Origin of the sequence: Nitrosomonas sp. PY1, assembly GCF_022836435.1 — a bacterium.
In the GTDB taxonomy this organism is placed as follows: domain Bacteria; phylum Pseudomonadota; class Gammaproteobacteria; order Burkholderiales; family Nitrosomonadaceae; genus Nitrosomonas.
This window is the reverse complement of the sequence record NZ_BQXC01000001.1, coordinates 1518021-1543984: the sequence shown is the minus strand read 5'-3', so window position 1 is coordinate 1543984 and position 25964 is coordinate 1518021. Positions and strand designations below refer to the sequence as shown.

The window sequence follows — 25964 nt, the reverse complement described above, 5'->3', positions numbered from 1 at the left end:
TCGCATAAAAGGTTTATGGAAAATGGATTCACAAAAAAAATTCCCTGTTACATACAGCTTTGAGTGTTTCCCGCCTCAAACAGCTGAAGGAGTCGAAAAGCTTCGATTAGCTTGCAGTCGACTTGCTCAGTATCACCCTAAGTTTTTTTCGGTAACTTTCGGTGCTGGAGGATCGACTCGAGAGCGTACTCTGGAAACTGTACTGGAAATGAAAGCAAAAGGTTATGTGGTTGCACCGCATCTGTCTTGTATTGGATCGACCCGGAACAATATTCTAGAGATATTAGAGAAATATTATCAAGCGAGCATTCGGCATATTGTGGCGCTGCGAGGCGATCTTCCATCTGGAATGGCGCAAGCAGGTGAGTTTCGTTATGCAAGCGAATTGGTTGCTTTTGTTCGGCAAGAATTTGGAGATTGGTTTCATATTGATGTGGCAGCTTACCCGGAATATCATCCCCAAGCTCGTTCGGCTCAAGCTGATTTTGAAAATTTTAGGCGAAAAATTGAAGCGGGAGCCAATTCGGCCATTACTCAGTATTTCTATAATGCAGATGCTTATTATCATTTCATAGAGCTGTGTGAAGTTGCTCAATTAAATGTTCCGGTGGTTCCAGGAATCATGCCGATTAACAAGTTTTCTCAATTGACCAGATTCTCAGATACATGTGGTGCGGAGATTCCGCGATGGATACGTAAAAAATTAGAAAATTATTCTGATGATATCGATTCGATTCACGCTTTTGGATTGGATGTAGTCACAGATTTATGTGAGCGATTATTGGCAGCGGGTGCACCAGGATTGCATTTCTATACGTTAAACTCGGCTGGCTTGACTTCTGCGATTTGCCAGCGACTTAATCTTAAAAACGATTAAGATTAAGTCATAGCGCGATCCAGATATTAATTTTATTATTTAAGCTCGACCCAGAGATCATTTTCGATCCCTTTGTGTTAACTTTGATTCAATCCATAAATTATTTTTTCTAAGTATCGAGATACTTAGCCGGTATATAATACAAATCGTCTCTGGGGACAGCAATGCATAGGAATTTAAATGAAAAAAGAAGTAATTAGTGATTCTGGTAAATCAAATGAAGGGCAATTGAATCCTAAGGTTGTGGTGGCGGATGCATCAACGATCAGTCAATGTATTGAGCATGCGCAAGCGGTTATCGCAAAGCAGCTTGAGCGCATTAAAGATAAAGGCTACGATTTTGCGCCCGAGTTTCAAGGATTGATGACGCAATTGTACCTGTTAGGTGTGATGTGGCGTCATGCTGAAACTTTGGGAAATAACTCAAATGATGCGCGCGAACTGGCGTTTTCAGCGCTGAAAGCTAATTTGATTCAAGATGGCTTAAGTAAACGTCAGGCGGATAAGCGGATTGAGTTTCTTCGAAAAATGTCAAAAGTAGAAGATGATCGCAACGCCTTGGCAGTCGCAGTTGGTTATGAATCTGAACCAGATGATAACAGCTTGGCCGAAATATTCGATCATTATGTGGATGACATGCAGGTTTCAGGCGATTTCTGGCGGATATATGATCGATTTCGCAAAATTATGCTCTATGGCGGCTTATCGATTGCATTCGTAGTGATTTGGTTTGTTACTTTGTTTATGCCAGGAAATAGTGCGATCGCAATACTCGCCGCTGGATTGATAGCCGCAGCATTATTCGTGATCCCGGTATTTTTAATTGGCATCTTGATGTACCGCTCAAAAATTAAGAAAGCGCAACGGTTGAAACAAGATGCTTGATATTTTGTATTGTGCTAATTTATTTGTACGTTGTTGAATGATGGCATTATCAATTAATTGTACATTCTAATAATAAATGAATAATGTGCAGATTATCGACGGTAAGAAATTAGCTGAATTGGTTCGCCTAGAATGGAAGTCTCGTGCTGAACAGTTAATAAAACAAGGTATAAAGCCGGGTTTGGCTGTTATTATTGTGGGTGAAGACCCTGCATCGAGCATTTATGTCAAGAACAAGGTGAAAGCGTGCAGCGAAGCCGGAATTTATTCGGAAGTACATCGTTTTCAAAGTGACGCATCGCAAGCCGAGGTTTTGCAATGTATTCATTCACTAAATGAGAATACCAATATTCATGGTATTTTGGTTCAATTGCCGCTACCGATGTATTTCGAAAATAATCGGGTGATTAGTGCGATTGCAGTCGAAAAAGATGTCGATGGATTTCATTTGTACAATGTGGGTGCTTTGGTGACGGGCAATAGCCTTTTTTCACCTTGCACGCCAGCTGGTATCATGGAAATGCTACATCGCAATCGTATTCCGATCGAGGGTCGCCATGCAGTGGTCATCGGTCGTAGTAATATTGTTGGTAAACCGATGGCATTTATGTTGTTGGAGCAAGGTGCTACTGTGACAATATGTAATTCCAAAACACGTAACTTACCTGATTTTACTCGCAGCGCTGATATTCTTGTTGTCGCGGTCGGTAAACCTCGCATGATTAACGCCGCAATGGTAAAACCAGGTGCTGCAGTGATTGATGTAGGTATTAATCGATTGCCGGACGGGAAGCTGTGCGGTGATGTGGATTTTGAGTCTGTGAAAGAAGTGGCCGGTTATATCACTCCGGTTCCGAATGGTGTCGGACCTATGACGATTACTATGTTGTTGGGCAACACGATTCTAGCAGCTGAGCGCGCAAACATCACAAGAAAATAATTTAATTTTAAATATTATCAAATATGGAACAACAACCGGATATTGACCCGCAAGAAACACAGGAATGGCTGGATGCGTTGGATTCTGTTATTGCTAATGCAGGGGGGGAACGCGCGCATTTTTTATTGGAAATACTAATTGAGAAAGCGCGACGTTCTGGCGCTTATTTGCCATATACCGCGACCACTGCTTATATCAATAGCATTCCGGTTGGCAAAGAAGTGCGTTCAACAGGAAACAATGCGATTGAACATCGGATTCGTTCTTATGTGCGCTGGAATGCTCTGGCAATGGTATTACGCGCTAATAAAAATACCAATGTCGGTGGGCATATTGCTAGTTTTGCTTCTGCTGCTACATTGTATGACGTTGGTTATAATCATTTCTGGCATGCGCCATCTGAAGGGCATGATGGTGATCTGGTTTATGTACAAGGCCATTCTTCCCCAGGCATTTACTCCTATGCCTTTTTGCTAGGAGAGCTCAGCCAGGAACAATTGGATAATTTTCGCCAGGAAACGGGGGGTAACGGCTTATCCTCTTATCCACATCCATGGCTAATGCCTAATTTCTGGCAGTTTCCAACTGTTTCAATGGGATTGGGTCCTCTGATGGCGATTTATCAAGCCCGTTTTATGAAATACTTGAATAGTCGCGGATTGATTAAAGCTGAGAATAGAAAAGTATGGGCGTTTATGGGCGATGGGGAAATGGATGAGCCCGAATCTATGGGGGCGATTTCGCTGGCGTCTCGTGAGAAGCTTGATAACCTCATTTTTGTTGTTAATTGCAATCTGCAACGCTTAGATGGTCCCGTGCGTGGCAATGGCAAAATTATTCAAGAACTAGAAGGCGCATTTCGTGGCGCTGGCTGGAATGTAATCAAAGTAATCTGGGGGTCATACTGGGATCCGTTGTTGGCTAAAGATACTCGAGGATTGTTACAGAAGCGCATGATGGAATGCGTGGATGGGGAATATCAGACTTTCAAATCCAGAGATGGTGCGTATGTGCGAAAACATTTCTTTGGTAAATACCCAGAGCTGCTAGAAATGGTGGCCAATATGTCGGACGATGACATTTGGCGCCTCAATCGTGGCGGTCATGATCCCTATAAGGTTTATGCAGCTTATACGGAGGCAGTGAAGCATACTGGCCAACCTACCGTTATTCTTGCCAAAACTATCAAGGGGTATGGAATGGGAGAGGCTGGTGAAGCGCAAAATATCACACATCAGCAAAAAAAAATGGGCACCACATCATTGAAAGCTTTTCGTAATCGATTTGGCTTGGATATTCCTGACGACAAGATCGATGAAATTCCTTATTTGACCTTAGCGAGCGACTCGCCTGAATATGTTTATATGCAAGAACGTCGAAAAGCATTGGGGGGAGCGCTACATCGCCGTAGGACGCATGCGCAGCCACTAGAAATACCGCCATTGTCCGATTTTGAGGCGCTCTTAAAAGGCAGTGAGGCAGGACACGAGTTTTCGACCACGATGGCTTTTGTGAGAATTCTCAATACGTTAGTTAAAAATAAGAAAATCGGTAAACATGTTGTCCCTATTGTGGCCGACGAATCACGTACATTCGGTATGGAGGGAATGTTCAGGCAGTTAGGAATTTGGTCGTCCGTTGGGCAATTGTATACGCCGCAAGATGCAGATCAATTGATGTACTATAAGGAAGATAAAAACGGGCAAATCTTGCAAGAGGGTATCAATGAAGCAGGCGCTATGTCTTCTTGGATTGCTGCCGCAACAGCTTATAGCACACATGGCGTACAGATGATCCCTTTCTTTATTTTTTATTCTATGTTCGGTTTTCAACGTGTCGGTGATTTGGCATGGGCGGCGGGCGATCTGCGTTGTCGAGGTTTTTTGTTTGGTGGTACGGCTGGACGTACTACCATGAATGGTGAGGGATTGCAGCATGAAGATGGGCACAGTCATTTGGTTGCTTCCACTATCCCTAATTGTGTATCGTATGATCCCGCATTTTGCTATGAGCTTGCAGTCATTATTCAAGATGGTCTGCGTCGCATGTATCAAGAACAAGAAGACATTTATTACTATATTACGGTGATGAATGAGAATTATGAGCATCCTGCAATGCCTGAAAATACTGAAAATGATATTTTGAAAGGCATGTATTTGTTACGCGAAGGAGGTAACAGTGGTGAGTTGCATGTGCAACTTCTAGGAGCAGGAACTATTTTGCGTGAAGTGATTGCGGCGGCTGAATTACTCGAGGCAGAGTACAATATTACTGCGGATATATGGAGTGTAACCAGCTTCAATGAATTAAGGCGCGAAGCGCTAGATGTGTCACGTTGGAATATGTTGCATCCTGATCAATCGGCACGATTTTCCCATGTTGAGAATTGTTTGAAGAACCGGCAAGGTCCTGTGATCGCCGCAAGCGATTATATGAAAATTTATGCAGACCAAATTCGCGAGTTTGTTCCAGGAAAATATCGAGTGTTAGGTACGGATGGTTTCGGTCGTTCTGATACACGCGAGAAATTACGCCATTTTTTCGAGGTTGATCGATATTATATTGTTGTTGCAACACTCAAAACGCTTTCGGAAGAAGGGAAAATCCCTCATGAGAAAGTCGTTCAAGCGATTCAAAAGTTTGGCATTGACCCTGATAAACCAAATCCAACTACGGTGTAGACGGTAAAATAAAGTAAAGACAGAATGGCTGAATTAAAGAAAGTACTGATACCAGATATTGGGGATTTTGAAGATGTCCCGGTGATTGAGATATTGATCAAAGTCGGTGACGAAGTGAATAAGGAAGATTCTTTAATCACACTTGAATCGGAAAAAGCCACGATAGAAATCCCATCACCGTATTCCGGCGTAGTCAAAGAAATTTATATTAAGGCCGGTGATAAAGTATCAGAAGGCAGCGCGATTCTGGCTATTGAAGCTGAGCAAAACGCCACAAATGAAGCGGTACGCCAGGATGAAAAAAAAGAAAGCGCGCCGGAAAAAAAACCAGCGATGCCATCACAGCCGGTGGTAGCCGAAAAACAATCTGTACCATTAACCCAAGCAGCGCTGCCGCAAGCAATAGAATCATCCACTACACCATTAAACATACCGGTAAAAGCACACGCTAGCCCATCGATTCGCCGTTTGGCGCGTGAATTTGGTGTCAATCTGGAATTGATCGTTGGTAGTGGACCTAAGCAAAGAATTCTGAAAGAAGACGTACAAGCATTTGTAAAAGCGGAATTATCTAAATCAAGAAATACAAGCAGTACCACTGGTACCGAGCTTAATTTATTACCTTGGCCGGAAGTTAATTTTGCTAAGTTTGGCCCAATCGAATTGCAGCCTTTATCGCGTATTAAGCAAATTTCTGGTTCGAATCTGCACCGAAACTGGGTTATGATTCCACATGTGACGCAATTTGATGAAGCCGATATTACCAATTTGGAAGATATGCGGAAAGAATTCAATGAAAGTAACCGGAAAGATATGGTTAAGCTCACTTTCCTTGCGTTTCTGATGAAGGCATTGATCGCGCCACTAAAAAAATTCCCGGAATTTAATGCATCGTTAGATCATTCTGTAGAAGGTAATACTGGACTAATCATCAAGCATTACTATCATATCGGATTTGCAGTCGATACGCCTAGTGGATTGATGGTTCCTGTCATCAAACAAGTTGATCAAAAAGGCATTATTGCAATTGCGAATGAATTATCTGAACTGGCAGCTTTAGCGCGGGACGGCAAATTAAAACCAACTGATATGCAAGGTGCGAGTTTTACGATTTCAAGCTTGGGTGGCATTGGCGGAACCGCATTTACGCCTATCATTAATGCACCAGAGGTTGCTATTTTGGGCGTTTCAAAAGCGCGCATCCAGCCAGTTTACCGTGATCAACAATTTGTTCCCAGACTCATGCTGCCGTTATCGCTCTCCTATGACCATCGTGTGATTGACGGTGCCTCAGCAGCAAGATTTACAACGCATTTAGTTGAGGTTTTGACCGATATGCGCTTGGCTTTACTATGATGAGCTCTTCGAAAGGGCATTTTTGCAGAAGCGAGCGTTTTAGTTAGTGGATGCTGACAAACCTTCTTTGGTGGGAATTTATGGTGGAACGTTTGATCCGATTCATTTTGGTCATCTGCGTGTTGCCGAAGAATTAATTGATTCTATAAATCTGCAACATATTATTTTTGTCCCATCAGGTGAGCCTCGCTTGAGGGGGGCACCGATTGGAACAAGGCACCAGCGCACAGAAATGATTCGCTTAGCCATTCAAAATAATCATCGATTTTCGATTGATGAACGTGAAATCAATCGACCTGGAATAAGTACAACGGTTGAATCACTCCGTGAATTTCAACGTGAATCGGTCGACAACCGCATTCTATGTTTTATATTAGGGATCGATGCATTTATCAAAATCAATCAGTGGCATCAGTGGCGTGAAATTTTCAATTTATGCCACCTACTTGTAGTTGCGCGTCCGGGTTATGACGCTATTTATGACAATCAAACTGTACCGCAAGAAGTTGTGCAGGAGTTCATGTTGAGACGCACTATATCGGTCAATTATTTAACTCAGCAATCAGCAGGTTTGATTTATATTGCTCAAACATCGCTACTAGAAATATCGGCTTCGCAAATTCGCCATCTCGTCAGTGTGGATAAAAGTGTGCGTTACCTGCTTCCGGACAGAGTTTCTGATTATATTTCAACGAATCATATCTATACAGAGAGAATATGAATTCTCAAGAGCTTGTAAATATTGCGGTTGATGCACTTGAGGATATTAAGGGCTACGACATAGATGTCATCGATGTATCAAAAATAACATCGATGTTTGAGTATGTGGTGATTGCTAGTGCGGATTCGACGCGACAGGCCAAATCCCTTGCTCGTAATGTGGCGGAAAAAACCAAAGCAACTGGTGGAGTAGTTTATAGCGTAGAAGGCGAGCAAACGGGTGAATGGTTGTTGGTAGATCTAGGGGATGTAATTGTGCATGTGATGCTTCCGGCAATACGTGAATATTACGATTTGAAAGCACTATGGTTCCGTTAATGAAGATAGATATGGCATTAAATCAAAAAATATTTTGATGACTGTTTCAATCGAACATGAAAGTTTTCATTATCGCGGTCGGTAACAAAATGCCGAGTTGGATTCAGCAAGGTTTTAATGAATATATTAAGCGGTTACCGCATGAAATATCCTTACAGTTAATTGAAATCAGGCCTGAAAAACGCAGCAGTGGAAAAACGATAGAACAATTACTATGTTCTGAATCGGAGCGAATTCTTGCAGCGCTGCCTACTGCTTGTAGAATGATTGTGTTGGATGAGCATGGAAGTCAATGGACAACTTTAGAATTTTCTCGGGCCATCAATCAATGGTTATTGGATAGTAGTGCGATCGCATTTGTTATTGGTGGCGCGGATGGACTGCATTCAAGCCTCAAACGTGCTGCGCACAAAACATTCGCTTTATCTCATTTAACATTACCGCACGCAATGGTGCGTGTGGTATTGGCTGAGCAACTTTATCGCGCTGTTTCGGTGCTGCAAGGTCATCCTTATCATCGAAATTAATTGAGTATAAATTGAGATAAGCTATTGCATTATTAGATCGTGCGGTAATATGATCGCACTCAATTCATTTACTGTTTTTTATTGATTTAATAATGTTTTCTGACAAACAAATTTACTTGGCTTCTCGAAGCCCGAGACGACGAGAGTTGCTTAAACAAATTGGAATTAAGTTTAACCTTTTATTAATGCGAGAAACCTTAGGTCGTCCCATAGATGTAGATGAAAAGCCAGTTATCGGTGAGTCACCGACTGACTATATTTATCGGATTGTTCGAGCAAAAGCAAGTGAAGGGTATAAGCGGATATTACAACGTAAATTTCCGATTTTACCGGTATTGGTGGCTGATACGATTGTTATTCTAGATGGCATTATTCTAGGTAAACCAAAGAATATTCACGAAGCTGAAGAAATGTTGAAGGCCTTGTCTGGCAGATCCCATCAAGTTTTAACCGCAATAGGACTGGGAATTAAAGATCAAATACAAATCCGTTTAACAGCAACAACTGTTCGTTTTCGACAAATTACTGAGCATGAAATCCATAAATACTTGGCATCAAACAATTTTCTAGATAAAGCGGGCGCCTATGCGATCCAAGGACTGGCGGCGGTTTTTATCGTTGAAATATCTGGTAGCTATAGTGGTGTAATGGGCCTGCCTTTATATGAAACAGCGCAGCTATTAGAAGAAATCGGCATTGAAATTTTTGCTTGATTTGTCACAATGAATAATGAAATTCTTGTCAATATTACGCCTCAAGAAACCCGAGTAGCTATTCTAGAACAGGGCATAACACAAGAACTTCATATTGAGCGCACGAGCGGTCGCGGTATTGTTGGAAATATTTATAGCGGTCGTGTCAGTCGCGTATTGCCGGGTATGCAATCAGCTTTTATCGATATCGGTTTAGATCGGGCAGCATTTTTACACGTTGCAGATATCTGGAGCTTGTATCAAAGCGAAGCAACCAATATCAAACCGATTGAGAAACTGCTGCACGAAGGTAGCAACATATTGGTTCAAGTAGTTAAAGATGCTATTGGAACTAAAGGTGCGCGATTATCGACACAAATTAGCTTAGCAGGGCGTTTATTAGTCTATTTGCCACAAGAATCACATATTGGAATTTCTCAACGTATTGAAAATGATGGTGAACGTGAATTGCTGCGGGAGAAACTACAACAGCTGCTTCCAGAAGAAGAGAAAGGAGGATATATCATCCGTACTATGGCTGAGACGGCTGATGATAAGGATCTGTGCTCCGATCTAGAGTATTTGCATAAGCTATGGCACGATATCCAGCAAAAAAGCACGAGCATATCTGCACCTTCACTGCTCTATCAAGATTTGGATCTGAGCCATCGGGTGCTGCGTGATCTTGTGGATGAAGATACGGCTAGAATATTAGTGGATTCACGTGAAAATTATCAAAGATTAGTTAATTTTTCGCAATATTTTATGCCGTACATTACCGATCGAATTAGTGTTTATACGGGGGATAGACCATTATTTGATTTGTATAGTGTAGAAGAGGAAATTGAGAAATCCCTAGCTCGACGAGTCGATTTAAAATCAGGCGGATATTTGATTATTGATCAGACTGAAGCACTAACTACCATGGATGTAAATACCGGGGGATTTATTGGTATCCGCAATTTTGCAGATACGATTTTAAAAACAAACCTGGAAGCAGCACAAGTAATCGCTCGCCAGTTACGATTAAGAAATCTTGGTGGCATTATTATTTGTGATTTTATTGATATGGATTCTGAAGAGCATCGCAATGCCGTTTTGACAGAATTCAATAAAGCCTTATCAAAGGATCGTGTACGAGTGAATGTTAGTGGCTTTAGCATGCTTGGACTTGTTGAAATGACCCGCAAACGGACTCGTGAAAGCCTGGCACAGGTACTTTGTGAAATGTGCCCTTCTTGCCACGGGCGAGGTGAGATTAGAACTGCTCAAACCATTTGCTATGAAATTTTGCGTGAATTGTTACGTGAGTCTAGGCAGTTTGAGGCCAATGAGTTTCGTATTTTAGCTTCGCAGCCAGTAATTGATTTGTTTTTGGATGAAGAATCACAAAGTCTGGCCCAATTAGAGGATTTTATTGCTAAACCTATCAGATTGCAGGTTGAGGAATCTTACACGCAGGAGCAATACGATGTAATCTTGATGTAATTTCAATTTTGCATACCCTTATTGAGAATGAAGGTTACAAGGTTAACGTAGGTTCTACATGGTTGCGCTGACTAAGACATTAAAGGATAATGCCATATTTTATAGGTTTGCTTTTTATAAGCGATAGGTCATATCTCATGAAAGAAAATATTCACCCTGATTATAACGAAATAACAGTAACTTGCAGTTGTGGAAGCGTGTTCAATACACGTTCTACTTTGAATAAGCCTTTACATATTGAAGTATGCTCGCAATGTCATCCATTTTATACCGGTAAACAAAAGATTGTAGATACCGCGGGGAGGGTTGAGAAATTCCGTCAGAAATATGGTAAACAGGTATCGCATTAATTCAGATTATTTATGAAAATGCGAGTCGCTCCTTAATAGTGAATGGCAAGCCAAATTGTTTTATTGTTTGGATCTACCCAACTCACTTTATGTCTCACATGAGCGGGGATATTGATGTAATCTCCCTCATCGAGATGAATTGTTGGCTGATTCTCAAAAGATAACGCTGCTCTTCCTTTCAACACTATTACCCATTCATCTTTTTCTTGATCATACCAATCATCGGATGGTTGGTATGTTTGACTTGCTGAAATAATCCTTTCTATTCTGATGGCATCATTTCTTATTAGAACTTCAAAGAGCTCCTCTTGTTGAACGACTGGGATATTTGAAAAAATATTATTCACCTTCATATTTCACTCTTATGTTTTATTCAAGTATTCTAAGGAATGACTCTTTGTTAGATCAAAATGAAACTCGATATTGAAATAAAAAAAGTTATCAAGCGTACATTGGCACTAACCAATCGATATGATGCCATGACTATGGATACTTATTTATTAGGTAATATTCCAGAACTCGACTCGGTTTCTATAGTATCGATTATTTTAGCGCTAGAAAAAGAGTTTTCAATTTCAATCCATGATGACGAAATCAGTGCTGCGACGTTCAAAACACTGGGGACTTTGGTTCAATTTATTCAAAAAAAGATTACGGAAAAAACAACAACTACTACTGCTGTTTAAGATTACAGATAAATTATGCTCCTTAAATCTTATTTTGAAATTCTTCTTTATTTTTATGAATCTCGATTGGTACTGGCGTTATCGATCAAAATGGCTTCAATAGCGAATTGAAGAGCACAATCGCAATTAATATTCCGCCACTTACGGTGGGCGATACTTTATTTTGATGTGAACTATATTGCAGAATGGCATTGAGAATTTATAGATGATTGAAGTAGCTGAAACTGCTGCATCAGTACGAGATGTAATATTGGATTCACTGGTATCAACTTTTGGTGATTTCCGTTACTCTAACCAAATAGCATTAACTGAACCCGGTATAAAAACTTCAAGCTTTATACCGAATGGCTAGTGATTTTTAAGGGAATTGTGTTTTGCGAAAAAATGAAAGGCTATAATGCTCCAACAGGTGAAACATTAGTTAATAATAATATGTCAAGATCAGTATTCCTCAGAACACCTTTTTTGAATGGTAATAACCCCGAGTTAAAACGCAAAGAGATTCAGAAATACTTTCACGCTACGCTCGATTGTTATGAGCGGCTTTTTGAGACGTTGCGTTCTGATGAAGCGTATTATATAAAACCGATTTCATTGCGCCACCCACTCATTTTTTATTTTGGGCATACTGCAACCTTTTATATTAATAAGCTTATTCTTACGGGCTTGATATCCGAACGTATTAATCCCAAATTAGAATCGATGTTTGCGGTTGGTGTGGATGAGATGAGTTGGGATGATCTCGATAGTACACATTACAACTGGCCTACGGTGCAAGCGGTGCGCGAATATCGCAACGCTATGCGCACTCGGATTGATCAACTAATTACGCAGATGCCATTAGTACTGCCGATTACTTGGGAAAGTCCTTGGTGGCCGATCCTAATGGGTATTGAACATGAGCGTATTCATTTAGAAACTTCATCAGTGCTAATTCGTCAGCATGCACTTAAATTTGTGCAACCGCATGCTGATTGGAAAGCTTGCCAGAAATCTACCCAAGCACCTCAAAATCGAATGCTTCCGGTTGCGGCAGGGACAGTGATGCTCAATAAAAATAAGAGCGATTGCGAGTATTATGGTTGGGACAATGAATTTGGTTTGCATCAAATCGATATTCCAGCGTTTCAAGCAAGCAAATACTTAGTAACTAATCAAGAATTTCTCGCTTTTATTGAAGCACAAGGTTACCAATCTGAAAAATATTGGCAGGAAGAAGGACGTTCTTGGCAAAAATTTACGCAAGCAGTGCATCCTGTTTTCTGGATTAAAAAAGGTGAGGATTGGTATTTGCGTATCATGACCGAAGAAATTCCTATGCCTTGGGATTGGCCTGTGGAAGTGAATTATCATGAGGCCAAGGCATTTTGTAATTGGAAGGCAGCAGTTACAGCGCAATCTGTCCGTTTGCCGACTGAAGATGAATGGTATCGATTGTACGATGTTGGACAATTATCCGAAGTACCGATCGATGCGCCTGCGAACGGCAATTTGCATTTGGATCACTACGCATCTAGTTGTCCGGTAACGGAATTTAAGCATGGTGAATTTTTCGATGTGGTTGGTAATGTATGGCAATGGACCGAGACACCGATTTATCCTTTCCCGGGCTTTGATGTGCATCCGCTATACGATGATTTTACTACGCCAACTTTTGATGGCCAGCATAACTTGATCAAAGGTGGCTCATGGATTTCTTGTGGTAACGAGTCGTTACGAAGTGCACGCTATGCTTTTCGTCGACACTTTTTTCAACACGCAGGTTTTCGTTATGTAATTTCTGAAGCACCGGCAATACAGACAAGCTCACGCTATGAAACGGATAAGTTGTTATCCGAATACGCTGAGTTTCATTACGGTGACACCTATTTTGATGTGCCGAATTTTGCTAAAGCTTTAGCAGAAATCGCAATTGCAGCGATGGGTGATCGACCTAAGCGAAAGGCATTAGATTTGGGATGCGCATCTGGTCGAGCAACATTTGAATTAGCGCGCGCATTTGAGTCTGTTACTGGTATCGATTTCTCCGCGCGTTTTATCGGTCAAGGTGTTCAGCTTGTTCAGCACGGTATTTTGCGCTACGTGCTTACTGATGAAGGTGATTTAGTCAGCTATAAAGAGAGTACATTGGTAAATCTGGGTTTAGATCGTATCAAGGATAAAGTCGAGTTTTATCAGGGTGACGCTTGCAATCTGAAATCCATTTTAACTGGCTATGACTTAATTCTGGCTGCAAACCTGATCGACCGTTTGTACGATCCTGCAAAATTGCTCAATAACATTCATACGCGCATCAATCCATCCGGTTTATTATTGATTGCTTCGCCCTATACTTGGTTGGCAGAACATACCAAAAAAGAATCTTGGATCGGTGGATTCAAGCGAGACGGAGAGAATTTCACTACGCTGGATGGTTTAAAGGAAATTTTAGGTAAGCATTTTAGGTTAATTCAAGGCCCACAAGCAGTGCCTTTTGTCATTCGTGAGACCAAACGGAAGTTCCAACATACGTTCTCTGAAGTGACTATCTGGGAGAAAATCTCTTGAGCGGCAGCTTTGATTTCGATCAGGAAATTAACCGAGATGGCACCAGTAGTACAAAGTATGATGGGCGTTACAGCATGTTTGGGAGGAGCGATATTATTCCGGCTTGGGTGGCCGATATGGATTTTTCTGCGCCACCCGCAGTGACACAGGCGTTGATACAGCGAGCAGCGCATCCGATTTATGGTTATACGATGTTCCCTGAGGGATTGTATGAGGCACTGATTGTATGGATAAAACGCCGTTATCATTGGGACATTCAGCGTGATTGGATAGTTATGTGTCCTGGTGTTGTGCCATCGATCAATGCTGCGATTGTTGCACTGACTCAGCCGGGTGATGGCGTTATTGTGCAACCGCCAGTTTATTTCCCTTTTTTTTCTGCAGTTACTCAAGCGAACAGGAACTTGATTTATAATCCGCTGCGCATAGAGAATCAACAGTATAATCGCTATATCATTGATTTTGATCATCTCGAGCAGTGTGCTAAAGATGCTAGTTTCTTGTTACTATGTTCCCCGCATAACCCGGTAGGGCGTGTTTGGTCTCCCGAGGAATTGAAGCGATTGCTGGGGATTGCTGAAAAATATAATTTGATTGTTTTTTCAGATGAAATTCATGCCGATCTGATTTATGCGAACAATCAACACTATCCTCTGGCAATGTTATCAAACGATGCTGCTAAAATCATTACTGCTGTTGCACCGAGCAAAACGTTTAATATTCCCGGTCTCAATTTGTCCGCATTGATTATTCCTGATAAGCCTACACGTAATGCTGTCAAAAGCGTATTTAGTAACTTACATATCAATCCAGCTAATCCTTTTAGCATTGTTGCATTCGAAGCGGCCTATCGCGAGGGTGAGGAATGGTTAGAAGCATTGTTAGCTTACTTGCAAGATACTCGTGACGCCGTACAAAAAATTCTATACGACCATTTGCCTGAGGTTAGAGTCACACCGATTGAAGGAACCTATTTGATGTGGCTTGATTTTCGTGCTTGGAGCATGACTGACGCACAATTGAAGCATTTTTTTGTACATCAAGTGGGTATTGGTATGAGTCCTGGGATTTTATTCGGTACGGAAGGAAGTGGTTTTATGCGTTTAAATATCGCTGCACCACGAAGAGCGGTCAATGAATTATTGAAACGATTGCTGTGCTTCAATAAGAGTGAATCTCGGGTTAAATGCTAGACTACTAGCTTATTACACCTAAAAATTATCCAGAAATACGAAGTAAATGCTTTATTGCTCTTTAGGATAGATTGAGAGTTTGATGGGATTGTGGATGAGTTTATTTATACAAAAAGATTCATTTATAGAAATAGAGTGGATATCATGTTTTTTTCCATATTTTTCTTAAAATTAGAGAGTTTATAATTGGCTCGGTTATTTACAATAGGTTAATCGCGACGTGTGTAGGCACGAGTAGATACATCTGAATTATTGTAACTTCTTAAAAATGAAGGATCGTGTAATGCAAGCATTAAACTGCACAAATCAATTGAAATTGATTGTATTGATAATTGTATTTTTGCTGTCGGCTTGTGGTGATGCTAAGGAAAGCGCGGAAAAGAAGCCAGGTCAAGCGTTAGCAAGCGTTAATGGAAATGAAATAACCATACTTCAGCTTAATGATGAACTAGCGCGAGCGGGCATACGCGCGGAGCAATTTGAAGCAGCAAGTAAGCAAATACTAGAATCATTAATTACCCGTCAATTGATTGTAGATGAGGCCGTACGTACCAAGCTTGATCGAACACCCGAAGTAATGCAAGCGCGCGAACGAGCTAATGCACAGGTCATTGCGCAGGCTTACTTGCAAAAAATTACCAGTAAACTCGGTAAGCCGAGTCAAGTAGAAATCGAGGCGTTTTATCAACGTAATTCAGAGTATTTTGAGAAACACAAACAATTTGATCTGACAATTGTTCGAATTGCCTTAAATGATTTAAATAAAGAACTAGAGGCAGTACTGGATACTGCAAAATCTATCGATGAAGTTACTGCTTGGTTGGATAAGCGAGGCATTCAATATACTCGTAATTTGGTGCTACGTAGTACCATCGATTTGCCATCGAATATAGTGAATAGGATACTTGAGAAGGGTAAAAATCATATTTTTGTTATGCAAGAACGCACTCATAATCTTCTGATTGCTGTTAATGCGATTAAAGAAAATCCACTATCACTTGATTTAGCTACACCTCAGATTATTAAGTTTCTAGCTAATCAAAAATATAAGTATGCATCGGAAGAGGAAATTAACCGGTTACGTTCTTTAGCGAAGATAGAGTATTTTGGAAAAAATGCACCCGATTTAAGCCTGAAAGACGCCAATACGAATACACCGTCATCGGAGTCTTTCTTGGAGAAAAAAGGTCTTGAGAATAACAGTAATAATTTAAATCAGTCCAATTCAATGCCAATCGAACAATCAATCGAACGTGGTATGATGGGTTTAAAATAGATCATGTTTTGAATGCGATATTTTATACTGACCAAACAAAATTAAATACATTTAACCAGGAGCGTAAAATAATGTTGCTTGTGACAAATAAATCAAAATTGTATTTGTTGATGTTCTTTTTGCTTTCATGGCTTTGCGGTAATACTGTGTTGGCAGCAGGCAAGAAGGAAAGCGTACTAGGGCCAGGTGACCCCATCAAAATCTTTGTATATGGACATCCAGATTTAACTACCGAAACGAAAGTAAATGATGCAGGAAATATTACCTTCCCATTGATTGGAGAAGTGTTAGTTGATGGCTTAACACCCGCTGCAGCCGAGAGAAAGCTTGCAAAGTTACTTGAGAGCCGGGATCTTATTCGTAATCCACAAGTTAATATTTTGACTTCTTCATTACAAAGTCAAATGGTTTCCGTGTTGGGTAACGTGCGTAATCAAGGTCGCTATCCGATCGAAGGTAAACGTAGCTTAACGGATATTCTCACCATGGCGGGAGGAATTCTTCCCGAAGGAGAGGAAGTTGTGACGCTAATACGATTGGATGGCGATAAATGGACCAAGCAAACCGTTGATGTTTTGGATATGGTTAAATCAAATGATATGGCGGGTAATATATTGGTAAGAAGCGACGATCTCATTTATGTTGAAAGAGCGCCGCGCTTTTATATCTATGGCGAGGTACAGCGAGCTGGTTCTTATCGATTGGAACGCAATATGACAGTGACTCAAGGTTTATCAGTGGGAGGGGGCTTGAATCCAAAAGGGACTGAGCGCGGGCTAAAAATTCAGCGTCGTGATGCGAATGGTAATCTTGAAACCTTGGATGCTAAGCCAAATGATCTGATACAACCGGATGATGTGATCTATGTCAGAGAAAGCCTATTTTAGTGCTAAGAAAAAGATTTGAAAGGAATGTATTTATTTGTTAATCGAGGTAATTATAATTTTTCAATGGGAATGAGATCTTAAGATGAACTATCACCGATTTTTTTTGATTCTAATAGCTCGTTGGAAGATTATGCTTTTTACGCTATTGGTTACAGTAATGACTACTCTAATTGTTAGCCTATTGTTACCTAACAATTACAAGTCAACTGCAACAGTATTAGTGACTACCCAGAGTCCCGATCCGGTATCAGGGGTGACAATCATATCTGCACCCATGATAGCCAGTCATTTGGCTACGCAATTGGATGTGATTAGAAGCACCCAAACGGCATTGATGGTGGTGGATCAGCTAAAGCTTGATCAAAGCGATATCGCAAAGTTTTATTATCAACAAAGTGAAAGCAATCTGGATATTCGTAATTGGTTGGCTAATTCTTTGATAAAAAACCTGTATCTTGATATTGCGCGCGATAGTACGGTTATTCATATCAACTATACCAGTACGGATGCTGAATTTGCTGCCGCTGTTGCAAATGCTTTTGCATATGCATATCAAGAAATAAATGTTCGATTAACGGCTGAGCCCTCGCAAAAGGCTGCTGGCTATTTTACTGCGCAATTAAATGACTTACGCAGTAAAGCGGAGATTGCCCAGAAAAAACTGACACAATATCGTGATGAGAAAGGGATTATTGACGCCGACCTTCGCTTGGATGTGGAAACCAAGCGATTAAATGATTTATCGACTCAATTGGTCAATGCAGAATCTGGTTTGATAGGAGGAAACCAAAACGATGAAGCAACGTCAATGGCGAATAATCCTATTATTACTAACTTAAAAATAGAATTGTCACAAGCAGAATCTAAGTTTTCTGAGATAGCTCAGAAATATGGGCGTAATCACCCTAGCTACAAAAGTGCAAGCGCTGAAATGAGTAAATTAAGATCAGAACTTAACAATCATCTTAAGTTTACCAACAAGACTTCAGCCGGCTTAATTTCAGAATTACGTGCAGCTCTAGAAGTGCAAAGAAATAAGGTGCTTGCATTAAATCGTTCTAGAGATGAGTTGCTACTGTTAACAAGAGAAGTTGAAAGTGCTCAACAAGCTTACAACAGTGCTATGCAGCGATTGAGTCAAACAGATCTTGAAGGAAAATCCAATTTATCAAGTGTCTCCATATTGGATACCGCAAAAGTTCCAGATAAACCTGATAGCCCCAAAGTATTGTTGAATGTTTTTGTATCGATATTTTTAGGCACTTTACTGGGCTTGGGAGTTAGTCTAATTGTTGAAATGGTTGATCAGCGTGTGCGGTCTGCGGAAGATTTGGTCGATGTGTTTCAAGCTCCGGTGCTTGGTGTGGTACAGTGGGGGAAACCTAAGCAAAAGGAATCGAAGTTGAATTCTTGGTTGAGTTTTTTCCAACCCCGTAATTTAACCTCTAAATAAGGAATGACGAATGAATACACTAAGTTCCTCAGAAACAGAGCAATCAAATAATTCCGGATTTGCTAACATGAGTCCGTCTACTATGCATAAATATAGTATCGGTCGCATTCTTCTGGATATGGGTAAGATTACACCTATCGAGGCGGAACATATACTCCTTTTTCAGAAAGAAAATGGATTACGCTTCGGTGAGGCTGCACTTCAGCTAGGATTGGTTACCGAAGGTGATATTCAACAAGTACTAGCCCAGCAATTTGATTATCCCTATTTATTACCTGGTGAAGGAAATCATTCTCCAGAATTAGTCGTTGCGTATCAGCCATTTGGAAATCAAATAGAAGTTTTTCGAGCTATTCGAAGTCAGTTGGTATTACGATGGTTTGCCACGGGCCATAAAGCCTTAACGGTGGTTGGTTGCAACCCTAACGACGGTATTAGCCTCTTTACTGCAAATCTTGCCGTAGTATTCTCTCAATTAGGAGAAAGGACACTTTTGGTCGATGCAAATCTTCGAAGCCCGCAGCAACATGAGATTTTTAATCTAAAAAATAAAAGAGGATTATCTGACGTTCTTGCCGATCGCGCTAATATTTTTGAAGTCATTTCTAGGATTGATTCTTTCGTAGATTTATCGGTTTTGCCTGCGGGAACTCTCCCTCCCAATCCTTTGGAGCTTCTGAATCGCGCTTCATTTGATGAATTGAACGGTCAATTGGTTAAACAATTCGACGTCATTCTTTATGATACATTGGCTTTTTCAAGTGGTGTTGATGCGTTAACGATTACTTCTAGGATAGGAGGAGCATTAGCGATTGTACATGAGAATAACACACGCCTAACAGATGTGAATATCATGAATGAACAAATTAATCGTAGTGGTGCAGAGGTGGTGGGATCCGTATTAATTGATTTTTAACACTGACAAGAATGTCGATTTATCAGTTTATTGATTCGAGATCAATTGCTGCTAATTGGCTGCCTATTGCAGTAGGTCTGTTAGTTTTGTATGTGCCTACTTTCTATAGCCTAGCGACGGGGTTATGGACGAATGAAGATCAAGCACATGGCCCAATTGTTTTATTACTATCGATCTGGCTAATGATTCGTCAGTGGCCAAGTATGTTAAAAGTAAGTGATGGTCGGTCAGTTACAAGTATTGGATGGGCTGTTTTTTTTGTTGGCCTCTTGTTTTATGTCATCGGACGTTCGCAGCAAATACTGGTATTCGAGATTAGCTCATTTATTTTGATGCTGTCCGCCATATTACTGATAAAGAAAGGATTTGTGGCTCTAAAGGTAATGTGGTTTCCATTATTTTTTTTGTTGTTCATGATTCCGCTGCCAGGATCCTTGGTAAGTTTTCTAACCATGCCAATGAAAATGGCAGTTTCATATGTTGCCGAGCAAACTCTGTTTTTGTTTGATTATCCGATAGCTAGGAATGGGGTTGTTTTGCAAATAGGGCAATACCAGCTTCTGGTGGCGGATGCTTGCGCAGGCCTGCAGACACTACTAACACTAGAAGCGCTTGGATTATTTTATTTGAATCTTGTAAATCATAGCTCGGTTTATCGTAATGCCATATTGGCAATCCTGATCGTACCCATCTCTTTTTCTGCCAATGTTATTCGGGTAATAGTTCTTACTTTAATCACATATCATTTTGGTGATGCGGCAGGACAAGGCTTTCTTCATGATTTTGCTGGAATGGTTTTATTTGCCAGTGCATTGATACTTATTCTTAGTGTCGATGGAATTCTGCAGTACTTTGTTAATAAAAGATACGTTAGTAAGGAATTGCGTCCTTACGCACGATAATTGCATTATCATAATTATCGCCTTTGGTGCATGTTCTTAGGGGGGAAAAGTGATGAAGAAGTCGATGATCACGAGTTTGTTTCTAGGCATATTGATGATATTCTCAGCCGCACTAACATTAGCGCTGACGCCAACAGAGAAGATAGCGGATTTGCAGGAAAAGATTAATCTTGATGCGATGATTCCACCACAATTTGCTGATTGGAAAATCGATCAATCGATAGTACCTCTTCAAGTAGATGCAGATACTCAGGCTAAGCTTGATAAGCTGTATAATCAAATATTAGCTAGGACATATATTAATTCGCAGGGTAATCGTATTATGCTTTCCATCGCTTATGGAGGGGATCGAGGAGATAATCTGTCATTACATAAACCCGAGGTATGCTATTACGTTCAAGGGTTTGAAATTTCAAATAATTCTTCTAAGCAATTAAATACTGATTTTGGGTTATTACCAGCAAAACGACTGTTGGCCGTGAAAGGAAATCGTAATGAGCCCATTACCTACTGGGTGACGGTAGGAGATAAAGCGGTGTTGCCTGGGTTAGAGCAAAAAATGCAGCAACTAAAATATGGCCTAACAGGGAAGATTCCAGATGGTATGTTGGTAAGAATCTCTTCAATAGATCAAGATACTGATAGCGCATACAAAGCACAAGATTTTTTTATTCGGGATTTACTTCGGGCTGTACAAAATAAAGACAGACTGAGGCTGATCGGTGTATTCAAAACCGCATGATGCTAATAAATGGCTCTGGGCAAGACATAGGGTTATTTATCAATTTCATTTGGTAAAAAGTACTAAGGAGCGTTCACTTAACACCTCTTACACGGGCTCGTCGTGTGATTGCAGTTTCTCAACAGGCCAATTTACTAAGACGCTACCATAGAAGCTTGGTCATTCTCTCATTCATGGCGGCCCACCAGATCGCTATTAAATAGGTAAATAGGTCTTTTACGCCAGCTAAATACAACCAACCTTCATCGATAGGAACACTACCCTATACTTTATTAGGTGCAACACACTAAATTCTCGATTCAGTATATTGAGTGCAATGGGGAAATGATGCTTAGAATCCGTCGTCACCTTGAATTTCAATTTCTACTTAGCAACATAAACCCAGTTCTTTAACGTACCCTTGGGCAGCGACAGTCGCTTTGCCGCTTCAAGCAATGTCAATCTTCCTGACTATACTGCGTACGCGGTAACTCCATTCCTATCCTTCATTTCCTCATTTTATGAAACTTCGGATTCTTTCTTTGAATATCAGCATATCTCAGTACGTGATGTTACTCAAGAGCAGATTGCCATTGATGAGTCGTTCTGATAAAAGGATGCATGCTATTGAAATTCTTTATTGTCATTTCTAAGTGCTGACAGATATCGTTGCCATTCGAAATAGGGCCCTGGATCTGTTTTTCGTTCTGGAGCAATATGGCAGTGCCCTGCGATATCTTGAATCGGGTATCGTTGGTATAGGCACTGTGTAAGCGCAATTAACTGTGTGTACTGATTATCAGTAAAAGCAATCGTGTCGCTGCCTTCCAATTCAATGCCAATCGAGAAGTCGTTGCAACGTTCTTTCTTTCGCCAATATGAAATACCGGCATGCCAGGCACGCTTATTGCAGGAGACGAATTGAATTACGGCACCGGTACGGCGAATAAAAAAATGTGTTGAGACTTTTAAGCCAGCGAGTGTTTGATAATAAGGATGTGCTTGTGGGTCAATTTGATTGGTAAATAGATCAATTACGCCATTGCCGGTAAAATCATTGGGGGGTAAGCTGATGTTATGGATAACGAGCAGATTGATGTCTATTCCATGGGGTCGATCGTCATAGTTGGGAGAAAAAATAAAATGTGCAGTATTTAGCAAGCCATCGGCATCAATATACATAATATGTATCAAGATATTTTTTATTTTGGGATTTCACGAAATTTGTATGCTGCAGCATAAAAACCTACTGATGCTCGAGTTTGAGATAATACTAGAAGAAATCTTGGATTCTGTATTTCTGATTGTCATTATCATCTATTCTATCAAATTTTCAGTAATATGCCTTTGATTATAAGTTACTTTTTAAGGATTCTCTTAGATTAAAAGCGAATGCAAATGCTTATACTTGACATGCTAGCTATAATAGCAAAGTTGATAACTGGTTTAGCAAATGACGTATGAAAGGTAAGTTCATTACGGTAGAAGGTATTGATGGTGCTGGAAAAACCACGCAACTTGCTTGGCTTGCTGAGATCCTACAACGTCATGGTATAACCTATATTGTAACTAGAGAGCCTGGAGGCACTGTATTAGGTGAGCAGTTGCGTCAATTGTTACTGGATAAAACGGTTTTGATGCATGCAGAAACTGAGGCATTGCTAATGTTTGCAGCGCGGAGGGAGCATCTTGATAAAGTCATTTTGCCGGTTTTGGCGAATGGACAATGGATCATATCGGATCGATTTACCGATGCGAGTTTTGCTTACCAAGGCGGCGGTAGAGAACTGGAGAATAGCAAATTAGTTACCCTTGAGCAATGGGTGCAAGGCGATTTACAGCCTGATTTGACACTGTATTTTGACGTTCCGGTGGAATTGGCACAACAGCGTGTTAAGCAAGTCAAACATGCAGACCGTTTTGAACAAGAACAATTTGATTTTTTCCAGCGTGTGAGAGAAGCCTATCTGGAGCGCGCTAATTTGTATCCACAACGCATTTGTAGGATTGATGGTGGCCTCAGCCTGGAAGCAGTAAAGATTGCAGTTGAACAGGCTTTGCAACCCTTGTTAAAGCATGTTTGAGCTTTATCCATGGCAGCAAGAAATCTGGCAAATATTGCTGAAAAATCAGCAATATTGGCGTCATGCTTTATTGCTTACCGGAAAAAGGGGAATTGGCAAATATACGTTTTCGCGTCAACTGGCTAAATCTTTATTGTGTCATTCAACTACAACCGAACATATCGCTTGTGGTGCTTGCTTAAGTTGTCGATGGTTTGAACAAGGTGGACATCCTAATCTTCACTGTGTGATTCCAGAAGCACTATCCACAGACACCATTGCTATAGCTGATCAAGAAAATAAAGGATCGAGCTCACTATCGAAAAGTAAAAAAAACCTTAGCCAACAAATCAGTATTGATCAAATTCGTTACTTAAACGATTTTATTTACCTGACCAGTCACCAAAAGGAATATAAAGTTGTTCTCATCTATCCTGCTGAAACGATGACGCATGCTGCGGCCAATGCGTTGCTGAAGAAACTTGAAGAGCCACCGGCGAATGTTTTGTTTATTTTGGTGACACATCAAATACAGCGCTTGTTGCCAACCATCCGTAGTCGCTGCCAGCAAGTTGTGATGCCGGCACCTAGTACCGAAGTGTCGATTGCGTGGTTAAAGCAGCATAGTATTAACGATTCAGAACTAATTTTACCGTTAAATGATTTTTCGCCTTTGTTGACATGGTCATTTGTTCGAGAGCAACTCACAGTGCCTCATCAGTATTTTGTTGATTCAATAAAACAAGGACAAAACTTCGATCCATTTGCTTTGGCACTATCGTTACAACAAATTCATTTATCAACGGTAGTGGGTTGGTTGCAAAAATGGTGTTATGACCTTGTGAGCTATAGAGTCACTGGTAGAGTTCGTTACTATTTAAAACTATTACCGGCCATCCAAATTTTAAGCAAGCAAGTTGATTTGATCGCTTATACGGCATTTCTCAGAGAATTGAGCACTCATCAGAAGCTATCGTATCATCCATTGAATGCCCGATTATTTCTCGAAGAAATGTTTATTCGGTACAGCGTTATGCTATGCAGTAAATAGTTCTATATTATTTTTTTTCATAGACTTCTTCCGCTTTTAGTACTTTTAATCCCACTCTGGCACAAGCTTCATCGAATTCAATACCAGGTGCGCCACCGACACCAATGCCACCAACGATTTCGCCACCTATTTTGATTGGAAATCCACCACCAAGTAATAGAATGTGATCGTTCAAATGTGACAAACTTTGTAATTCAGGTCGTTGAGCGATTAAAGTTGCATATTTATGGGTAGAATCTCGCAAACTACTTGCAGTGTAAGCTTTGCGCCGACTGCTATCTAAAGTATGAGGACCAGCGCCATCTGCTTTTAGTTGTACTTTAAGTAATCCTGATTGATCAACGATAGCGACACTGACTTTAAAACCATCATCATGGCATTTTTTAATGGCAGCCATTGCCGCTTGAGTGGAAAGCTCTAGTGGCAGCAGCTTTTGTGTAGGCATATCTTGTGAAAAACCTGGATTGGCTGCCATACACAGTAATAAGCTAGAAATTATGTATGAAAATCGCTGTAAAGTATTCGTCATAATACTTTCCTCCTTAACTAATAAATAACGTACTGACATCGTACATCGAATTGAGCTTGAAGTTACAGCAGATTTTCTGTCGATTATAGATGGAGAAATTTAATTGACGGAGCAGAGTCGCTATTTTGATTACTGCTCCTTGGTTATAAGATGTGGTTGTTAAATGGTATTATCGTTTGGTTGCTTTGTTTTGAGAGTCGCTATCATCTGAATCATCATCGGATTCGTCATCCTCAGGTTTGTAGCCGGTCATTGTTGTATTATCTTTCAAAAAAGTAACTTCCCAATTAGAGGAATTGCCACGTCGATCCATATTCACAGTAAGGTAATTATCATTGAATTTTACACAAGGAATTGTCAGTACTCCTTTCTCCATATCAACTGTTGAGATGCACTCTTTAACCGGGATATTTTTTTTATCAAGGCATTTTGAAACATCGACAATAACGGTATCCGTGGTTGTGTTACCTTGATCATTAGTAGGGTGTGTTGTCACCACGGCAAGATTACGTTTAATAACAACATCTGTGGCGGTTGATAATAAATTGGTAACATCATTGCCGCTGGGATCTAATAATGGAGGGATAAGACATTGATTGGATTGTCCTGTAAGCAGATTTTTAGCGGTTAACCCTTTATCAGCAATAAATATTTGATTATCTTTGATTGCAATGCTATCACCGAATACTGTGCTATTTATGCATGATAGAATAACGATAAGGAATGTTAAAGACACTGTTTTTTTTGAAGACTTCATTGCAAAAGCTCCTTCTGAGTGGTTGAAGATGTACAATTTCCGACATAAACACAACTAACTTGTATTGAATGTCAAGAATTCTTATTGCTGATACCCCGCGTACTAAAGATTTTAGTGTTAGTGGCGAAGCGATAAGACAAGACTGTTAA

At 40.5% G+C, this 25964-nt stretch carries 26 protein-coding genes; 22 read left to right on the top strand and 4 right to left on the bottom strand.

Features of this window, described 5'->3' with window-relative positions; genetic code table 11:
- Positions 1–22: 22 nt before the first annotated feature.
- The 11 genes from metF (at position 23) to rpmE (ending at position 10834) form a co-directional block, all read left to right on the top strand.
- Positions 23–877, top strand: coding sequence for a methylenetetrahydrofolate reductase [NAD(P)H] (gene metF / locus W03_RS07215; RefSeq protein WP_244072330.1), 855 nt, complete (start codon positions 23–25; stop codon positions 875–877).
- A 180-nt stretch (positions 878–1057) separates the two neighbouring features.
- Entirely contained in the window at positions 1058–1762 is a 705-nt protein-coding gene (locus W03_RS07210; RefSeq protein ID WP_244072329.1) for a hypothetical protein, read from the top strand.
- 76 nt (positions 1763–1838) lie between these two features.
- Positions 1839–2702 carry a bifunctional methylenetetrahydrofolate dehydrogenase/methenyltetrahydrofolate cyclohydrolase FolD gene (gene folD / locus W03_RS07205; RefSeq protein WP_244072328.1) on the top strand — a complete coding sequence of 288 codons (864 nt, stop codon included), beginning with the start codon at positions 1839–1841 and terminating at the stop codon, positions 2700–2702.
- Positions 2703–2725: 23 nt separating this feature from the next.
- Positions 2726–5383 carry a pyruvate dehydrogenase (acetyl-transferring), homodimeric type gene (gene aceE / locus W03_RS07200; protein ID WP_244072327.1) on the top strand — a complete coding sequence of 886 codons (2658 nt, stop codon included), beginning with the start codon at positions 2726–2728 and terminating at the stop codon, positions 5381–5383.
- Positions 5384–5407: 24 nt separating this feature from the next.
- Positions 5408–6739 (top strand): dihydrolipoyllysine-residue acetyltransferase, encoded by a 1332-nt coding sequence (gene aceF, locus W03_RS07195; protein ID WP_244072326.1) that lies wholly within the window; start codon positions 5408–5410, stop codon positions 6737–6739.
- Between the two features lie 46 nt (positions 6740–6785).
- Complete coding sequence (gene nadD, locus W03_RS07190; protein ID WP_244072325.1) at positions 6786–7460, top strand: nicotinate-nucleotide adenylyltransferase; 675 nt, start codon at positions 6786–6788, stop codon at positions 7458–7460.
- Positions 7457–7777, top strand: a complete 321-nt coding sequence (gene rsfS, locus W03_RS07185; RefSeq protein WP_244072324.1) for a ribosome silencing factor — start codon at positions 7457–7459, stop codon at positions 7775–7777. The genes nadD and rsfS overlap by 4 nt, the downstream gene beginning before the upstream one ends.
- A 56-nt stretch (positions 7778–7833) precedes the next feature.
- Positions 7834–8304, top strand: a complete 471-nt coding sequence (gene rlmH, locus W03_RS07180) for a 23S rRNA (pseudouridine(1915)-N(3))-methyltransferase RlmH (protein ID WP_244072323.1) — start codon at positions 7834–7836, stop codon at positions 8302–8304.
- 92 nt (positions 8305–8396) lie between these two features.
- Entirely contained in the window at positions 8397–9017 is a 621-nt protein-coding gene (locus W03_RS07175; protein ID WP_244072322.1) for a nucleoside triphosphate pyrophosphatase, read from the top strand.
- Between the two features lie 9 nt (positions 9018–9026).
- Entirely contained in the window at positions 9027–10484 is a 1458-nt protein-coding gene (rng, locus tag W03_RS07170; protein WP_244072321.1) for a ribonuclease G, read from the top strand.
- A 137-nt stretch (positions 10485–10621) separates the two neighbouring features.
- Positions 10622–10834, top strand: a complete 213-nt coding sequence (rpmE, locus tag W03_RS07165; protein ID WP_244072320.1) for a 50S ribosomal protein L31 — start codon at positions 10622–10624, stop codon at positions 10832–10834.
- A gap of 32 nt (positions 10835–10866) precedes the next feature.
- Here the strand turns inward: rpmE and W03_RS07160 are convergent, their stop codons facing one another.
- The gene (locus tag W03_RS07160) at positions 10867–11187 is read right to left on the bottom strand and encodes a cupin domain-containing protein (RefSeq protein ID WP_244072319.1); all 321 of its coding nucleotides are present in this window, start codon (positions 11185–11187) and stop codon (positions 10867–10869) included.
- Between the two features lie 57 nt (positions 11188–11244).
- On the opposite strand from W03_RS07160, the gene W03_RS07155 reads away from it, so the two are divergent.
- The 9 genes from W03_RS07155 (at position 11245) to epsI (ending at position 21436) form a co-directional block, all read left to right on the top strand.
- The gene (locus W03_RS07155; RefSeq protein ID WP_244072318.1) at positions 11245–11520 is read left to right on the top strand and encodes a phosphopantetheine-binding protein; all 276 of its coding nucleotides are present in this window, start codon (positions 11245–11247) and stop codon (positions 11518–11520) included.
- Between the two features lie 432 nt (positions 11521–11952).
- A complete protein-coding gene (ovoA, locus tag W03_RS07150) occupies positions 11953–14067 on the top strand; it encodes a 5-histidylcysteine sulfoxide synthase (protein WP_244073712.1) in 2115 nt (704 codons plus the stop codon).
- A complete protein-coding gene (locus W03_RS07145; protein ID WP_244072317.1) occupies positions 14064–15260 on the top strand; it encodes a MalY/PatB family protein in 1197 nt (398 codons plus the stop codon). The genes ovoA and W03_RS07145 overlap by 4 nt, the downstream gene beginning before the upstream one ends.
- 268 nt (positions 15261–15528) lie before the next feature.
- Positions 15529–16536 (top strand): EpsD family peptidyl-prolyl cis-trans isomerase, encoded by a 1008-nt coding sequence (locus tag W03_RS07140; protein WP_244072316.1) that lies wholly within the window; start codon positions 15529–15531, stop codon positions 16534–16536.
- 71 nt (positions 16537–16607) lie between these two features.
- Positions 16608–17423: a polysaccharide export protein EpsE gene (epsE, locus tag W03_RS07135; protein WP_244072315.1), complete on the top strand. Its 816-nt coding sequence runs from the start codon at positions 16608–16610 to the stop codon at positions 17421–17423.
- Between the two features lie 82 nt (positions 17424–17505).
- Complete coding sequence (epsF, locus tag W03_RS07130; protein ID WP_244072314.1) at positions 17506–18876, top strand: chain length determinant protein EpsF; 1371 nt, start codon at positions 17506–17508, stop codon at positions 18874–18876.
- 10 nt (positions 18877–18886) lie between these two features.
- Complete coding sequence (gene epsG, locus W03_RS07125; RefSeq protein ID WP_244072313.1) at positions 18887–19792, top strand: chain length determinant protein tyrosine kinase EpsG; 906 nt, start codon at positions 18887–18889, stop codon at positions 19790–19792.
- A gap of 11 nt (positions 19793–19803) precedes the next feature.
- A complete protein-coding gene (xrtB, locus tag W03_RS07120; protein WP_244072312.1) occupies positions 19804–20694 on the top strand; it encodes an exosortase B in 891 nt (296 codons plus the stop codon).
- A gap of 52 nt (positions 20695–20746) precedes the next feature.
- Complete coding sequence (epsI, locus tag W03_RS07115; protein WP_244072311.1) at positions 20747–21436, top strand: exosortase-associated protein EpsI, B-type; 690 nt, start codon at positions 20747–20749, stop codon at positions 21434–21436.
- Positions 21437–22039: 603 nt separating this feature from the next.
- Here epsI and ampD read toward each other — a convergent pair.
- The gene (gene ampD / locus W03_RS07110; RefSeq protein WP_244072310.1) at positions 22040–22597 is read right to left on the bottom strand and encodes a 1,6-anhydro-N-acetylmuramyl-L-alanine amidase AmpD; all 558 of its coding nucleotides are present in this window, start codon (positions 22595–22597) and stop codon (positions 22040–22042) included.
- A gap of 278 nt (positions 22598–22875) precedes the next feature.
- Between ampD and tmk the strand changes: the two genes are divergently transcribed.
- Complete coding sequence (gene tmk, locus W03_RS07105; RefSeq protein ID WP_244072309.1) at positions 22876–23499, top strand: dTMP kinase; 624 nt, start codon at positions 22876–22878, stop codon at positions 23497–23499.
- Entirely contained in the window at positions 23492–24529 is a 1038-nt protein-coding gene (gene holB / locus W03_RS07100; protein WP_244072308.1) for a DNA polymerase III subunit delta', read from the top strand. The genes tmk and holB overlap by 8 nt, the downstream gene beginning before the upstream one ends.
- A 7-nt stretch (positions 24530–24536) precedes the next feature.
- Here holB and W03_RS07095 read toward each other — a convergent pair whose 3' ends face one another.
- Both W03_RS07095 and W03_RS07090 read right to left on the bottom strand, forming a co-directional pair.
- The gene (locus tag W03_RS07095) at positions 24537–25058 is read right to left on the bottom strand and encodes a heme-binding protein (protein WP_244072307.1); all 522 of its coding nucleotides are present in this window, start codon (positions 25056–25058) and stop codon (positions 24537–24539) included.
- Positions 25059–25227: 169 nt separating this feature from the next.
- Positions 25228–25815, bottom strand: coding sequence for a hypothetical protein (locus W03_RS07090; RefSeq protein WP_244072306.1), 588 nt, complete (start codon positions 25813–25815; stop codon positions 25228–25230).
- Positions 25816–25964 lie beyond the last annotated feature (149 nt).